Raw genomic sequence first — 14,384 nt, 5'->3', positions numbered from 1 at the left:
ACTTTCAATCTACGGAGAACACCATCATGATGAAGAACCAACTGGCCGGCTTGATGAAGCAAGCACAAGCAATGCAGGACAACATGAAGAAGGCGCAGGACGCGCTGGCCCTGATCGAAGTCGAAGGCCAATCCGGCGCCGGCCTGGTCAAGATCGTCATGACCTGCAAGAACGACGTCAAGCGCGTATCGATCGACCCGTCGCTGCTGGCCGACGACAAGGACATGCTGGAAGACCTGGTCGCCGCCGCCTTTAACGACGCCGTGCGCAAAGCCGAAGCCACCTCCGCCGAAAAGCTGGGCGGCCTGACCTCCGGCATGAACCTGCCGGCCGGCTTCAAGATGCCTTTCTAAGGGCTGCCGCAAAGCTCCATGTCCAAATCGCTGGAATTTCTGACGGAAGCGTTGCGCCGTCTGCCCGGCGTCGGCCCCAAGTCGGCGCAACGGATGGCGTTTCACTTGCTCCAGCATGACCGCGAAGGTGCGGACATGCTGTCGCGCGCGTTGCACCAGGCGGTGAGCGCCGTGCATCACTGCGCGCTGTGCAATACTTTCACCGAGGAAGACGTCTGCGACACCTGCAACGACGAGCAGCGCGACCGCCGCCTGCTGTGCGTGGTGGAGACGCCGGCCGACCAGCTGATGATCGAGCAGACCCTGACCTACAAGGGCCTGTACTTCGTGCTGATGGGCCGCCTGTCGCCGCTGGACGGCATCGGCCCCAAGGACATCCATTTGGAGAAACTGGTGGCGCGCGCGGTCGACGGCCTGGTCACGGAAGTGGTGCTGGCCACTAATTTCACCAACGAAGGCGAAGCCACCGCGCACTACATCAGCGAGATGTTGAAGGCGCGCGGCCTGCGCGTGAGCCGGCTGGCGCGCGGCGTGCCGGTCGGTGGCGAGTTGGAGTACGTGGACGCGGGCACCATCGCCCGCGCCATGCTGGACCGAAGGGCGACATGACTGACAAGAACATCGCTGGCCCGCTGGCCGGCATCAAGGTACTGGAACTGGGCACGCTGATCGCGGGCCCTTTTTGTGCGCGCATGCTGGGCGAGTTCGGCGCCGAGGTCATCAAGATCGAGTCGCCCGATGGCGGCGATCCGATCCGTAAATGGCGGGTGCTGAAGGACGGCACGTCGCTGTGGTGGTCGGTGCAGTCGCGCAATAAGAAATCGCTGACGCTGAACCTGAAGGATGCGCGCGGCCGCGCCATCGCGCGTCAGCTGGCGCTGGAAGCGGACATCATCATCGAGAACTACCGCCCCGGCGTGCTGGAGAAGTGGGACATCGGCTACGAGCAGCTGAAGGCCGTCAATCCCGCCACCATCATGGTGCGGCTGTCGGGCTTTGGCCAGACCGGGCCGATGAAGGACCTGCCGGGCTTCGGCGCCATCGGCGAATCGATGGGCGGGCTGCGCTATGTGTCCGGCCATGCGGACCGTCCGCCGGTGCGCGTCGGCGTATCGATCGGTGATTCGGTGGCGGCCCTGCACGGGGTGATCGGCGCGATGATGGCGCTGCGCCACCGCGACGCCACCGGCGGCAAGCTCAAGGGCGAAGGCCAGATGGTCGACGTGGCCTTGTACGAATCCGTGTTCAACCTGATGGAATCGCTGGTGCCGGAGTTCGACCACGCGGGCGTGGTGCGTGAGCGTACCGGCGGCGCGTTGCCGGGCATCGTGCCATCGAACACCTACACGACCAGGGATGGCGAGAACATCGTCATCGCCGGCAATGGCGATGCGATCTTCAAGCGCCTGATGCTGGCCATGGGCCGCATCGACATGGCCGGCGATCCGCAGCTGGAACGCAACGACGGCCGTGTGCCGCGTACGCAGGAGATCGACGATGCGATCCAGGCCTGGTGCGATACCCAGGACATCGACAGCGCGCTGACCGTGCTGAAGGCGGCCGATGTGCCGGCCGGGAAAATCTACTCGGTGCGCGACATGATGGTCGATCCGCAGTTCGTCGCCCGCGAGATGTTCGAGCAGCACCACTTCGCCGACGGCACGCCGGTCAAGCTGCCGGCGATCTCGCCCAAGCTGTCGGCAACGCCAGGCCACACCAAGTGGATAGGCCCTGCGCTGGGTCAGCATAACGACGAGGTCTTGCAGTCGCTGGGCTACAGCGCCGAGGATATCGTCGCCTTGAAGCAGGGCGGCGTGCTCTAACGGCGGTGCAACGCCGAACTGCGCCAGGCGGCATATGGCTCGCTTGGCGGCAGGTGCGCATCGGGGCCGAGGTAGCAGTCGTCGATGCCGAAGTCGTGGATGTGGCGGAAACCGCGCGCTTCCAGGAATTGCCGGATGTCTTTCCGTACCGGCTGGCGGTTGTGCTCCACTGTGAGCACGCGCAGCCGGTAGTCGTCAAACGGAAAACTCTTCAGTATCGCCAGTTCCGATCCTTCGGTGTCCAGGCTCCAGTAATCGATCACCGGCGGCGCGCTGCATTCGTACAGCACCGAGGCGATGGTGCGTGTCGGCTTGCGCACGGAGGCCAGGTCGGGGCCGAACACGTGGTGCGTGTAGCGCAGCATGGCCGGCGTGTATTCTTGCAGTATCCCTCCCAGCATGTTCGCGCCTTCGAGGAATTCGACTTCACCTTCGTGGTCGTAGAGGCAGCCGTGTATGCATAAACATTGGCGGTTTTTTTGCAGCGCCTGGAAGTAGCGGTCGTTGGGTTCGATGCAGATGCCGCGCCAGCCATAAGCCGATTCCAGCAGCAGCGTGTTGCTGGAGCGGACGCCATCGGCGGCGCCGGAGTCGAGGAAGTAGCCGTTGCGCATGCCGTTCAACACCGCCAGCACAAAGTGATCTTGCCCCAGTTGTGAGCTCATCATGGCCTCCTGTTTGAACGGTGCAGTGCGGCGGAGCGCCAGTCTGCATAAGGCGTACTTTCTTTTTCTTGCGGTGGCGGGCGGCGGAAATCGTCCTCGTGGCGATGACCGTACAGCATGGTGACGTTGATGCGGCGGCTTTCGTAGTCGTCGCGGAAGGTGCAGGCGGCGGTGCCGTGGAACAGGTCCGAGTTGAAGATGATGGCGCGGTTCTGCTGGTAGGGAATGTAACGCGCTTGTGCGCCAACCTCGGCCAGATAGCGCCGTATCAGGTCCGGCCGCCGGTTATAGCTGGTGAAGTCCCAATCCTGCGGCGCTTCGACGTCGTAGATGTGTATGCCGCCGGTGGCCGGATCGAGATTGGCGTCGTCCGGCGTGATCCAGAAATTGACGTTGATGGCGGCGAAATCCGCATGCACGTCGTCTCCCGGCATGTGGGGCGGATATTTGTAGGCCCACAACTGCGTCAGCGGATGGCGGTTGCCGATCAGCCGGGGCAGGGCGTGGCGCAAATCGTGCGCCAGCTGGACCAGCAGCGGGCAGTTGAATCCGTCACGCTGCAAGGCACCCAGGCGGCCGTGCGAGTAGCGTAGCGAGTTCCAGACGGTCGATTCGAGGCAGAAGCGGCGCAAGCTGTCCAGCGCGGCCGGCGCCAGGAAGTCGTCGATGACGACGATGCCGGGCGGGTTGTTGCGATAGGCGAGTTCGACATCGGCGCCTTGCCAGCTGTCCGAGCAGGTCTGCGCCATGGCCGGCGTGGCGCGCCGATGGACGATGCGGTTGTAGATGTCGCCTATGCCGGCAAGCTCATCCGCTGTCGGGCGCTCGCGCTTGCTGATATGGTTGGCTGCCATCTGGTCGGCCAACTGGCGGTAGCGCTGCACGATGGGGCCGTACTCGGCGCCCAGCACGCCCAAGCGTTGCAAGTAGCTGAACTGCTCGGCATCGTGGCGCAGCTTGGCGACCGTTAATGGCGGCTGCGGCGGCGCTGCTGGGTTCATCAAGCTCATGGCGGAGGCTCTCAGGCGGGTTCGGCGTTCAGTCTGCCCAGCGTGTTGGGGATGTGCACGTCGTCCAGCCACGCCGCTTGCAGCACCTCGGCGATCATTTCCTGCCAGTGTTCCTCGATCACCTTGCGCACGGCGTCGTCGTGGTACAGGCGCTGGCACATCTGGCATTGATGGGCGTACAGGCCTTCCCATTTGATGTCGGGGTTGTGCGTGGCCGCCCAGGCGACCACCTTGGCCGGGCCCTGGTGGTGTATCCACAGCTTGAGGAAGTCCTCCTCGGATTCGACGATGGCGCGCCGCAGGAAGCCTGGCTGGCCGGTGTCGGCGACGTTGAGTTCGGGGATGACGCGCAAGCCCAGGCCGCAACAGGAGCCGACGCGGCCGTCCGCTTGCAAGGTGTAGGTCTTGAGCACGCTCGAGCAGCCGCCGCGTATCGCCGCCGCCTGGACGTCGCAGGCCACGCCGTCGGGATAGCGGTAGATGGTTTCGTGGTGCAGCGGCATCCAAGGGCTGCTGAGCACGGTCAACGCGGCGAACTGGTCGGGCGGCAGGGCGGCGATCAGCGGATGTTCGGTGAGCATTTCCGGCGTGATATGGCGGTCCTGCTTCAGCTCCATCATCACATGGGTGCGGAAGCGGCGCTCGCAGGCGGCCACGGTGGCCAGGACCACGCGTTCCAGCGGCACGAAGCGCACGTGCTCGTCGCCGGTGCTGTAGTTGATTTCCGAGAGGCCGGCATCGATCAGCGCGGCGATTTTTTCGCGTGCGGTCTCCAGGCTGGTGGCCCAGTGGGCGTTGGTGACCAGGCGCACCGGCAGCTTGTGGTCGGCCGCGCGGCGTATGCCTTGCAGCAGGGTTTTCCACTCCAGCGTGGCCTCGCCGCCGGTGAAGACGACGTTGCTGAACTTGAGCTGCTTGGCTTCGTCGATGGCAGCGAGGATGGGCGCCAGCTCCAGCCGGTTGCGCTCGCGTGGGCTGGAGAGGGTGCCGCAATCCGCGCATTCGGCCGGGCAGGTGAAGGTCGGCATGATGGACAGCGTGTGCGCGCGCCGACGCAGCAGCGGTGCCTCCGAGTCAGCGGGCGACATTGAATTCCGCCTCGGAGATGGCGAGGATGCCGCGCGACTCCAGGATCTGGGCGTACTGCACCAGCGCTTCGATCGTGACGCGCACGTACTCCTGGCCGCGATAGGGATCGTATTCGTTGCTGTCGGTACCGGTGTGGGTGCCTTCGTCGGTGCCGGTATCCGTGCCCGTGTTGGTGCCGCTGTCGGTGCCGGTATTGGTGCCGCTATCGGTGCCTGTGTTGGTGCCGCTGTCTGTACCGGTGTTGGTGCCGGTATCGGTCCCGGTATCGGTTCCCGTGTCGGTGCCGGTATTCGTTCCGGTGTCCGTGCCTGTATCGGTGCCGGTGTCGGTGCCCGTGTGGGTGCCGGTGTCCGTGCCCACTTCGGTGCCTTCGTCGGTGCCGGGGCCGGTGCCGATGGTGGCCGAACTGTGCTCGAAGTTCTGCGTGCTGTTGGAGTCGTTGATGGTGCGGTGGTCGGTCGGCACCAGGAAGCCGGTGGCGAAGATGGGGCTGCTCGTGAACAGCATCGCCTGCTCCATGCCGCCGAGGGCAAACGGCGATTCCTCTTCGATACTGGCGCGGACCAGGGCCAGCACGATGTGGTAGTCGCCATGCTTGATGACGGCGTTGCCGAACGCGGTCATGAACTCGGTGCGGCTGGGCGTGGTGTTCTGGTGATCGGCCGCGTAGTTGCGAAGCCAGCGCCGCATGTGGCGGTTGGCCAGGATCGAATACACCAGCTGGTTGCTGACCGAGGCGCGTTGCTCCGGCAGCTTTTCGCCTGCGGCAAAATCGGCCAGCACCTGGGCCGGATCGGTGATGAATTGCTCGCGCAGCAGGTAGTCGCGCGACATGGCCTTGAACAGCGCGTCGACCCGCCTGGATGCGGCGGCCGCGCGCAGCACCAGGGGATGGCGGTGGTGATGCCGCTCGGGTGTGAACACCAGGCGGAAGGAATGTTCTTGCTCGTCCATGTGGCCTCCTTAGCTCAGACTGACCATCTTAGGCAGCTGAGCAGACCGGGAGGCGAGGGACGTCAAAGCTGGGCGCGGAACTTTATCGCGTGTCCATCGTCGCCGGCCGCCAAACCGTTCAGTGTGAACTGGTTGCCGAGCATGAGGTCGATCGATTCGGGCGGCGACGGATGGCCGAGGTAGTAGCCCTGCGCCAGGTCGCAGCCGTATTGTTCCAGCAGCAGCAGCTGGGCGCCGGTCTCCACCCCTTCGGCCACGACCGCCATTTTCAGGCCGTGCGCCATGGCGATGATGGCGCGCGTGATGGCGGCGTTCTCCGAATCCTGCGGCAGGCCGCTGATGAAGCTCTTGTCGATCTTCAGCGCGCGCACGTCGAAGCGCTTGAGGTAGTTCATCGACGAGTAGCCGGTGCCGAAGTCGTCGATCGACAGGTAGACGCCGATACCGCGCAGCTGCTCCAGCGTGACCATGGTGGCGCGGGCGTCGTCCATCAGCGTGCCTTCGGTCAGCTCCAGCTCCAGCAGCTCGGCCGGCAGGCCGGTTTCATGCAGCGTGGACAGCACGATCTGGGTCAGGTTTTCATCCTTGAACTGCTTGGCTGACAGGTTGACCGCCACCCGCACCGGCTGCTTGCCGGCCGCCTGCCACGCCATCGCTTGCTGGCAGGCGGTGCGCAACACCCATTCGCCGATCGGCACGATCAGGCCGGTCTCCTCGGCCAGCGGGATGAACTCGGTTGGCGAGATGATGCCGCGCTCGGGGTGGCGCCAGCGCACCAGCGCCTCGACGCCGACGATCTGGGCGCTGGAGACGTCGATCTGCGGCTGGTACAGCAGATACAGCTCATTGTTCTGCAGCGCCTTGCGCAGGCCGACTTCCAGTTTGACGTGGCTCATGATCTGCATCGTCAGCGACGAGCTGTACAGCTTGGCGTTGTTCTTGCCGCAGTTCTTGGCGTGGTACATCGCGGTGTCGGCGTATTTGAGCAGCGAGTTGCAGTCCTCGCCGTCCTCCGGGTACAGCGAAATGCCGATGCTGGCGGTGACGAAGATTTCATTGGTGTCCAGCAGGAAGGGGCGGCGCATGGCTTCCTTGACGCGGTGCGCCACGTTGAGGGCGTTTTCCACCCGCTCCAGGTCGGGGATCAGGATGGTGAACTCGTCGCCGCCCAGGCGCGCCAGGTTGTTGCCGCCCAATTCGGTGCGCGAGACCAGGTCGCTGGGCCGCGTGGTTTCGCGCAGGCGCTCGGAGACCGCCTTGAGCAGGTGGTCGCCGACGTCGTGGCCCAGCGTGTCGTTGATGCGCTTGAAGGCGTCCAGGTCCATGAACAGCACGGCGAATTTCTTGTTGCCCTTGCGCGAGCGCACCAGCTCGGCCTCCAGCGTCTCCAGGAAGGCCTGGCGGTTGGGGATGCCGGTCAGGCTGTCGCAGTAGGCCAGGCGGCGGATCTGCTCCTCGGTGCGCTTGCGTTCGCTGATGTCGCGCACCAGGCCCAGCACTTCGTCGGGGCCGGTGGCCACCAGCCGCGCCTCGAAATGCCGCACCGGCGGCGCCACCGCGTGTTCGCCCTGGCGCGCGCGCGGGGCCGCGCCGGGGATGGCCAATTCGTAGTCGAGCGAGCGGATGTGCTGGGTGTCGAGCACGGTCTGCACCTGCTCCAGCATGTGCTTGGCGATGTCCTCCGGCAGCACCTGGTTCAGGTGGCGGCCCACGCACTGGTCTCTGTCGAACACGCCGCTGGCTTCGTGGCCCTGTTCGTAGTCGAGGTAGTAGCCTTCCTTGTTCATGCGGAAGAAGGTGTCGGGGATCGCCGCCAGCACCGCGCGGTGGTGGGCGTCGGCGATGCGCAGGCGGGTGATGGCGTCGCTGGCGCGCAGCACGTACAGCACGCGGTGGCCGAGGATGGGCCAGTTGATCGGCTTGGAGACGAAATCGGTGGCGCCGGCCTCGTAGGCCTGGGTCACCGATTCCAGCTCGTCGCCGCCGGTGACCATGATGATGGGCACGGTGGTCTGGGTTTCCAGCCGGCGGATTTCGCGGCACACGGCGAAGCCGTCCATGCCCGGCATGTCGACGTCGAGCAGCAGCAGGTCCGGCGCCATGCTCTGGAACAAGGCCACGGCCTGCAGGCCGTCTTCGGCCTCGACCGCGTCCAGGCCGACCTGGCCCAGCATTTCCAGCATCAGCAGGCGCATCACGGGATCGTCGTCGGCGACCAGCACCAGGCCGCGCTTGGGGGAGGAGGAGCTAGGCATGTCAGGTTTCCTTTTCCAGGATGGCTCCCAAGGCCTGCCGCACGGCCTGGAAAGAGCGTTCCATGTCGGCCAGCAGGACAGCGGCGCCGGCGGTAGTGTCGTTGCGTCCCAGCTGCTCCAGTTCCTTGCAGCGCTGCGCCAGCGCGTCGGCGCCGACGTTGGCGCTGCTGGACTTGAGGCTGTGGGCGGCCTTGCGCATCTGGCTGATGTTGCCAGTGCTGATAGCCTGGCGCAGCGTGTGCAAGTGCTTGGGCGTGTCGTCGAGATAGGCGTGCAGCACGCGGTCCAGCAGCGCGTCGCCCTTGGTGGCGCTCAGGGCGCGGATGTTTTCCAGCGCCTGCCGGTTGATCTGGTCGTTGGACTTGGGGGCGGCCGGGCGCACCTCGGGCGCTTCCGGCGCGGCCGGCTTGCGCGGCAGGCTGATCCAGCGGGAAATGGTCTGTCCCAATGCCTGCTGCGTGAAGGGCTTGCTCAGGTAATCGTCCATGCCGGCGGCCAGGCAGGATTCGCGGTCGCCCTGCAGGGCGTTGGCGGTGATGGCGACGATGGGCATGCTGCGCCCGCGCCCGCGCTGTTGTTCGCGGCGGCGGATTTCCGTGGTCGCGGCGAAGCCGTCCATGACCGGCATCTGGCAGTCCATCAGGACCAGGTCGAACTCGGTCGCCTGCACCGCGTGCAGCGCTTCCTCGCCGTTGCAGGCGCGGCTCACTTCCAGTCCCAGCCCTTCGAGCATGGCGCTGGCCACTTCGACGTTGACCGGGTTGTCTTCAGCCAGCAACACTTTGCGCCGCCTGCGTGCGCGCGGGGCCGGCGTCGGGCCGGGGCTGAGCGCGGCCAGCGGCGGCGCCACCGGCGCGGCGGCCGGCGGGGGCTCGGCTGGCGTCACTTCGGCCGGGCGTGCCGGCGGCGTGTTGCGGCCGGGCGCCAGCAGGCAATCGAACAGGTCGCAGGCGCGCGGCGGCTTGATCAGCTGGAAGGCGACGCCGGCTTCGCGCCGCTGGACGCCGTCGGCGGCGTTGCGTTCGGTGCTCAGCAGCAGCAGCCGGGTGGCGGCCAGCGCCGCTTCGGCGCGGATCGCGGCGGCCAGCGCCAGGCCGCTGGTGCGCGGCAATTCCATGTCCAGCAGCACCACATCGTAGGGGCGGCCGGCGGCGGCCGCCTCGCGCAGTTGCGGCAGGGCGTCGGTGGCGGTGGCGCTGGCGCTGGCGATGCGCCAGCTGCGCAGCAGCGTTTCCAGCTCGTCCCGGCTGGTGGGATTCTCATCGACAATCAAAGCGCGGCATTCCTGGGTGGCGTGGAAGGAGGGATCGTCGACATCGATACGACGTTTGTCAAAATTTACGGCAAACCAAAAGATCGACCCTTGAGTTAGCGCATGGTCGACTCCTATCGTGCCTCCCATCAGCTCGACTAGTTGTTTTGAGATCGCCAAGCCCAGGCCGGTACCGCCATGCTTGCGGGTGGTCGAGCCGTCCGCCTGCGAAAAGGAGTCGAAGATGCGCGCCCGCGCCTCGCTGGAGACGCCGATGCCGGTGTCGTGCACTTCGAAGCGCAGGCCGACGGTTTGCGCATCCTCGTGCGCGACGGCGACCTTGACGGTGATCTTGCCGCTCTCGGTGAACTTGATCGCGTTGCCCAGCAGATTGAAGATGACCTGGCGCAACCGGTTGGGATCGCCGCAGATGGCGATCGGGATGTCGTAGGCGATCGCCAGCTCCAGCCGGATGCCCTTGGCCTGCGCCTGCGGCGAGAAGACGTTGTCTATGTCGTCGAGCAATTCGCGGAAATTGAAATGGATGTATTCGACGGTCAGCTTGCCGGCCTCGATCTTGGAGAAATCCAGGATGTCGTTGATGATGACCAACAAGTGTTCGCCGGAGCGCTTGACCATGCTGGTGTAGTGGCGTTGCTGCTCGGACAGACGGGTGGCCAGCAGCAGCTCGGTCATGCCCAGCACGCCGTTCATCGGCGTGCGGATTTCGTGGCTCATGGTGGCGAGGAAGGCGCTCTTGGCCTGGCTGGCGGCCTCGGCGGCATTCTTGGCCTTTTCCAGCTGTTCGGTGCGCACGCCGACCTGGCGTTCCAGCTGGTCGCGGTATTGCGCCAGCGCGGCGTCGCGCGCCTCGACCTGGGCCAGCATGTCGTTGAAGCTGTCGGTCAGCGCGCCCAGCTCGTCGCTGCGCTGGTGGACGATGCGCGGGGTCGGCTGGCCGCGGCTGACCTGCTGGGCGGCGGCGATCAACTTGCCGACCGGCTCGGCGATGCTGCCCCTGAAGCGGGCCGCCGTCAGCAGCGCCATCATGAACGACAGCATGGCGGCCACGGCGGCCGCGGCCAGGTTCTTGAACAGGTCCAACCACATGCGGGTTTGCGCGCGCTCGATCATCACGGTGCCGATGAACTCGTTCTTGACGTGCACCGGCCGATACAGGCGCAAGGCCGGCGCCCACAACGGGCCGCTGTGGAAGGTGCGGACCTCGTCGCCGGCGTCTTCGATCGCCAATCGTTCCGGCGCGTCTTGTTCGGTGGGCAGGGCGGCGGATTTGTAGCGGGCCAGCAATTGACCTGTGCTGTCGTACAAGATGGCCTGCTGGATCTGGTCCTCGACCGCCAGCGTGGTCAGCGTCTGCTGGGCGCGTTTGGTGTCGGCCGACAGCAGCGCCGTCATGCTGTTGTTGCCGATCACGCCGGCCAGCGAGGACAACTGCCTGCGCTCGTCGTCGGTCCGGCTGAGGACGGAGGTGGCGGCAAAGGCGAAGAACACCAGCATCAGCGCGCTGCCGGTGGACAGCACTGAAATGATGGTCAGTTTCTGGCTCAGACCCGAACGTTCGAAATTGAACATTGCTGTAAGCGGTGGCAAACGGTGAGCGCCGAAATCGTCGGCGCGACAAGCTGATCTGTAAGTGCCAGTAGGAAAAATATAGTGTTCAGATCAAGGTGGCCTTGATCTGCATCTAATCCCCGCACGTTTGAGCATTCTCAAGGGCTGCGGGGAGGTGCGTTGCAAGCTGGGAGGATGGAACGCAAAAAAATCCTGTTCGTGGCCGAGGCCGTCACGCTGGCCCACGTCGGCCGGCCGCTGGCGCTCGCGCAAACGCTGGCGCCGCAGCAATACGACGTGCACTTTGCCTGCGCTCCCGGCTACGAAGCCTTTCTCCAGGGCAGCAGACTGAACAGTTGGACGGTGAGCAGCATTTCCAGCGCGCGTTTTCTGGCGGCATTGGCCGCAGGCAAGCCGGTGTACGACAGCGCCACCCTGCAGCAATATGTGGAGGACGACCTGCGCCTGCTGCAAGCGGTGCGGCCGGATGTGGTGGTGGGCGATTTCCGGCTGTCGCTGTCGGTCAGCGCGCGGGTGGCGCAAGCGCCGTATGTCGGCCTGATCAACGCCTACTGGAGCCCCTACGTGCCGCAGCGCTACACGGTGCCGGCGATCGCGCTGGCGCGGGTGTTGCCGATCGCGCTGGCGGACCGGCTGTTCCGCCTGGTGCGGCCGCTGGCGTTCGCCTTGCACAGCCGGCCGCTGAACCGGGTGCGGCGCAGCTATCGCCTGCCGTCGCTGGGGTATGACTTGCGCAGCGTGTATGCCGACGCCGACTACGTGCTGTATCCCGACATCCCCGAGATGTTCCCTGCGGTGGATTTGCCGCCCAATCACTCTTATCTCGGTCCGGTGACCTGGTCGCCGCCGACGGCCTTGCCCGGCTGGTGGGATGTTTTGCCGACGGACAAGCCGTTGATCTACGTCACGCTGGGCAGCTCGGGGCAGGGCGCGCTGCTGCCGCAGATCCTGCAGGCGCTGGCGGCGTTGCCGGTGCGGGTGATCGCCGCCACCGCCGGCCAGGCCGATCCTGGCCAGCCGCCGGACAATGCTCATGTGGCCGACTACCTGCCGGGCGAGGAAGCGGCGCGGCGTTCGCAGCTGGTGATCTGCAACGGCGGCAGCCCGACCAGCCAGCAGGCGTTGGCGGCCGGGGTGCCGGTGCTGGGCATCGCGGGCAACCTGGACCAGTATCTGAACATGCGGGCGGTGGCGGCGATGGGCGCCGGCGCCTTGCTGCGCTCGGACCGGCTGGACGAGGACACGCTGCGGCGCACCGTGGTGGACTTGCTGGAGCGGCCGGCGGCGCGGACGGCGGCGGCCCAGCTGGCCTTGCTGTTTCAGCGCTACGACGTGGCGACCCGCTTCGATACGGTGCTGCGGCGCGCGGCCGGTGGCCTCGGCTGACGATGGCGCGCCGTTGTCCAGAACGCCGTTACGGCTTGCCGGCCGGGCCGACCAGCAACTCGCGCAGCGGCTTGCGCAGCGAGCGCGCCGACGCCGCCGGACCGGCGCCGATGCGGCCCATGAACACCGCCGTCTCCCATGTCGCCTGGCCTACCAGCGCCGCGCCCTCTCGCGCCAGCGCCTCGGCCCGTTGCTGCATGCCGCGCGTGCCGGAGAACACCCGGCCTTCGCGCACATAGCGGGAGAAGATCAGCGGCGTCAGCTCCGGTTGCAGTTGCAGGCCCTGCGCGGTGGCGGTCAGCCAGAAGCGCTGCATGGCGCGGCCGGCGTCCAGGTAGTCGTCGACGCGCTGGGCCCGGCGCGGCCCGGTCAGCACGAAGTGGGCGGCGCAGGCCAGGCCGGGGATGAGGTCCATTTGCAGGCGCGGCGCCAGCGTGCCGGCCAGCCAGGTGTTGAAGAATTCCACCCGCTGCCAGCGCTGCATGATCCAGCGCATCAGCTTGGCGGTGGCGGCGTCCACGCCCAGCGCCTGGTCGGGGATGCGGTCCTCGCTGTAGCGGGCGTTCCATTCGATGACCGACTTGTGTACCTGCCAGGCTTCCGGCATCGTCAGGCGCAGCTTGGCGTTGCGGAACATCAGCCGCGCCGCCGCGCCCCGCTGGCTGCCTTCCAGCCAGTGCACGCCGTAGCCGTCCGGCAGCGCGGCCACCAGCGCGGAGCGTTCGGCCGGCGTCAGCGGGCGCCGGCTCAACGGGCGCCGCTGCACGCTGCGCGGCAGGATGGCGTCGGCCAGCGGATCGGGCTCCAGCTGCGGCGCCGGCACGAACTCGACGCTGAGGGTGGGACGGCTCTCCGGCGCCTCGACATGGCGCATGACACGCATCTCCAGCTGGTAGGTGCTGGCGGCGATCGCCATCGTCTCCAGCAGCGCGCCGATCGAAATCTGGCTGGGATGGCCGTCGAGGTCGTAGACGCAATGGTCGCGCGTGTCGTGGCCGTGCACCACCAGGCGGCGGGCGTCGAGGATTTCAAAGCGCCACGGCTGGGTGTTGTCGCCGCTGGGCGCCCAGCGCGCCAGCTCGAGGATCTGCTCCAGCGTGGCATCGAGGTGTTGTTCCATCTTGCTCATGATTGGTCTCCGCGCCGGCGTTTCACCAGCATCATGGTCAGCCGCTGGAGCGGGTGGCGGTGGCCGCCCGGACGCCAGGTGCGGACCAGCTTGTTACGATAGGCATCGAAATGATAACCGCGCGGCGCGGCATCGACCTGGCCCCGGTTCAGCAGGATCTTCAGCGCCTCGGTGGCGGCGGCGCCCGCGCACAGCTCGCAGCCCATGATGGTCGACGGCCCGCGCTGTTCCTTCAGGTTGATGCTGGACGGATCGACCAGGTAGCGCGCGTGCAGGCCGGCCGGCGCCAGGCCGACCAGGAAGCGCAGCGCCTTTTCCTCGTCCGGCAGCGAGCCCCAGCCGAAGTATTCCTCGAACGTCATCTGTCCCGGCAGGAAGTTCAGCACCGCCGTGCCCATGCCCAGCGGCGCCGCCGTGATGGCCGGGATGCCCAGCCGCGCGCAGGCGGCAAAGGTGGCCTGGCGCGCGCCGAAGGCAAAGAAATCCAGGCCGTCCACGTACAAGTCCACGCCTTCGAAGAACTGCGCCAGGTTGCCGCTGTTGACGCCGCCGGGAAAACGCACGACCTGGACTTCGGGATTGATGTCGCGCGCCATCTCGGCCAGCACGTCTACCTTGGGCAGGCCCAGCGTGGACATGGTGGCGCCCACCTGCCGGTTGAAGTTGGCGATGTCGAAGGTGTCGAAGTCGGCGACGTGGAAGGCGCCCACGCCCAGCCGCGCCAGGGTCAGCAGGTGCACGCCGCCGACGCCGCCCATGCCGGCGATGGCGATGCGCTTGCCGCGCAACACCGACTGCTCCGCCTGCGTAACCCAGCCGATGTTGCGGGCAAACGCCTGTTGGTATGAAAAAGTATGCGACATGTGTCTCCCTGA

12 protein-coding genes are annotated in these 14,384 nt (G+C 66.4%); 4 read left to right on the top strand and 8 right to left on the bottom strand.

Features of this window, described 5'->3' with window-relative positions:
• The first annotated feature begins 26 nt into the window (after positions 1-26).
• The 3 genes from D0T21_RS12880 to D0T21_RS12870 are packed head-to-tail and all read left to right on the top strand — an operon-like array spanning position 27 to position 2,176.
• Complete coding sequence (locus D0T21_RS12880) at positions 27-353, top strand: YbaB/EbfC family nucleoid-associated protein (protein ID WP_020705779.1); 327 nt, start codon at positions 27-29, stop codon at positions 351-353.
• A gap of 18 nt (positions 354-371) precedes the next feature.
• Positions 372-962, top strand: a complete 591-nt coding sequence (gene recR / locus D0T21_RS12875; protein ID WP_116989468.1) for a recombination mediator RecR — start codon at positions 372-374, stop codon at positions 960-962.
• A complete protein-coding gene (locus D0T21_RS12870; RefSeq protein ID WP_116989469.1) occupies positions 959-2,176 on the top strand; it encodes a CaiB/BaiF CoA-transferase family protein in 1,218 nt (405 codons plus the stop codon). The genes recR and D0T21_RS12870 overlap by 4 nt, the downstream gene beginning before the upstream one ends.
• On the opposite strand, the gene D0T21_RS12865 is transcribed toward D0T21_RS12870, so the two are convergent.
• The 6 genes from D0T21_RS12865 to D0T21_RS12840 form a co-directional block, all read right to left on the bottom strand.
• Positions 2,173-2,844, bottom strand: coding sequence for an FkbM family methyltransferase (locus D0T21_RS12865; protein ID WP_116989470.1), 672 nt, complete (start codon positions 2,842-2,844; stop codon positions 2,173-2,175). The genes D0T21_RS12870 and D0T21_RS12865 overlap by 4 nt on opposite strands.
• Positions 2,841-3,851 (bottom strand): hypothetical protein, encoded by a 1,011-nt coding sequence (locus D0T21_RS12860; RefSeq protein WP_147328100.1) that lies wholly within the window; start codon positions 3,849-3,851, stop codon positions 2,841-2,843. Before D0T21_RS12860 ends, D0T21_RS12865 begins: the two co-directional genes overlap by 4 nt.
• An 11-nt stretch (positions 3,852-3,862) precedes the next feature.
• Positions 3,863-4,939: a radical SAM protein gene (locus D0T21_RS12855; protein ID WP_116990037.1), complete on the bottom strand. Its 1,077-nt coding sequence runs from the start codon at positions 4,937-4,939 to the stop codon at positions 3,863-3,865.
• Entirely contained in the window at positions 4,926-5,894 is a 969-nt protein-coding gene (locus D0T21_RS32060; protein ID WP_158568005.1) for a hypothetical protein, read from the bottom strand. Before D0T21_RS32060 ends, D0T21_RS12855 begins: the two co-directional genes overlap by 14 nt.
• A 62-nt stretch (positions 5,895-5,956) precedes the next feature.
• Positions 5,957-8,149 carry a bifunctional diguanylate cyclase/phosphodiesterase gene (locus D0T21_RS12845; RefSeq protein WP_116989472.1) on the bottom strand — a complete coding sequence of 731 codons (2,193 nt, stop codon included), beginning with the start codon at positions 8,147-8,149 and terminating at the stop codon, positions 5,957-5,959.
• A gap of 1 nt (position 8,150) precedes the next feature.
• The gene (locus D0T21_RS12840; protein ID WP_116989473.1) at positions 8,151-10,994 is read right to left on the bottom strand and encodes a response regulator; all 2,844 of its coding nucleotides are present in this window, start codon (positions 10,992-10,994) and stop codon (positions 8,151-8,153) included.
• Positions 10,995-11,168: 174 nt separating this feature from the next.
• On the opposite strand from D0T21_RS12840, the gene D0T21_RS12835 reads away from it, so the two are divergent.
• Complete coding sequence (locus D0T21_RS12835) at positions 11,169-12,380, top strand: glycosyltransferase (RefSeq protein ID WP_116989474.1); 1,212 nt, start codon at positions 11,169-11,171, stop codon at positions 12,378-12,380.
• A 28-nt stretch (positions 12,381-12,408) separates the two neighbouring features.
• On the opposite strand, the gene D0T21_RS12830 is transcribed toward D0T21_RS12835, so the two are convergent.
• The gene (locus D0T21_RS12830; RefSeq protein ID WP_116989475.1) at positions 12,409-13,509 is read right to left on the bottom strand and encodes a nitroreductase family protein; all 1,101 of its coding nucleotides are present in this window, start codon (positions 13,507-13,509) and stop codon (positions 12,409-12,411) included.
• Positions 13,506-14,372 carry a ThiF family adenylyltransferase gene (locus tag D0T21_RS12825; RefSeq protein WP_116989476.1) on the bottom strand — a complete coding sequence of 289 codons (867 nt, stop codon included), beginning with the start codon at positions 14,370-14,372 and terminating at the stop codon, positions 13,506-13,508. Before D0T21_RS12825 ends, D0T21_RS12830 begins: the two co-directional genes overlap by 4 nt.
• Positions 14,373-14,384: the final 12 nt, after the last annotated feature.

It is taken from the genome of Duganella sp. BJB476, from assembly GCF_003416895.1.
Taxonomy (GTDB): domain Bacteria; phylum Pseudomonadota; class Gammaproteobacteria; order Burkholderiales; family Burkholderiaceae_D; genus Rugamonas.
The sequence above is the reverse complement of the archived record's forward strand: the minus strand, read 5'-3'. Positions and strand labels throughout refer to the sequence as shown.

Excerpts from the sequence above, each read along its gene's own strand:
- D0T21_RS12880 (WP_020705779.1), top strand. The coding sequence starts at position 27 with ATGATGAAGAACCAACTGGCCGGCTTGATGAAGCAAGCACAAGCAATG.
- recR (WP_116989468.1), top strand. The coding sequence starts at position 372 with ATGTCCAAATCGCTGGAATTTCTGACGGAAGCGTTGCGCCGTCTGCCC.
- D0T21_RS12870 (WP_116989469.1), top strand. The coding sequence starts at position 959 with ATGACTGACAAGAACATCGCTGGCCCGCTGGCCGGCATCAAGGTACTG.
- D0T21_RS12865 (WP_116989470.1), bottom strand. The coding sequence starts at position 2,844 with ATGATGAGCTCACAACTGGGGCAAGATCACTTTGTGCTGGCGGTGTTG.
- D0T21_RS12860 (WP_147328100.1), bottom strand. The coding sequence starts at position 3,851 with ATGAGCTTGATGAACCCAGCAGCGCCGCCGCAGCCGCCATTAACGGTC.
- D0T21_RS12855 (WP_116990037.1), bottom strand. The coding sequence starts at position 4,939 with ATGTCGCCCGCTGACTCGGAGGCACCGCTGCTGCGTCGGCGCGCGCAC.
- D0T21_RS32060 (WP_158568005.1), bottom strand. The coding sequence starts at position 5,894 with ATGGACGAGCAAGAACATTCCTTCCGCCTGGTGTTCACACCCGAGCGG.
- D0T21_RS12845 (WP_116989472.1), bottom strand. The coding sequence starts at position 8,149 with ATGCCTAGCTCCTCCTCCCCCAAGCGCGGCCTGGTGCTGGTCGCCGAC.
- D0T21_RS12840 (WP_116989473.1), bottom strand. The coding sequence starts at position 10,994 with ATGTTCAATTTCGAACGTTCGGGTCTGAGCCAGAAACTGACCATCATT.
- D0T21_RS12835 (WP_116989474.1), top strand. The coding sequence starts at position 11,169 with ATGGAACGCAAAAAAATCCTGTTCGTGGCCGAGGCCGTCACGCTGGCC.
- D0T21_RS12830 (WP_116989475.1), bottom strand. The coding sequence starts at position 13,509 with ATGAGCAAGATGGAACAACACCTCGATGCCACGCTGGAGCAGATCCTC.
- D0T21_RS12825 (WP_116989476.1), bottom strand. The coding sequence starts at position 14,372 with ATGTCGCATACTTTTTCATACCAACAGGCGTTTGCCCGCAACATCGGC.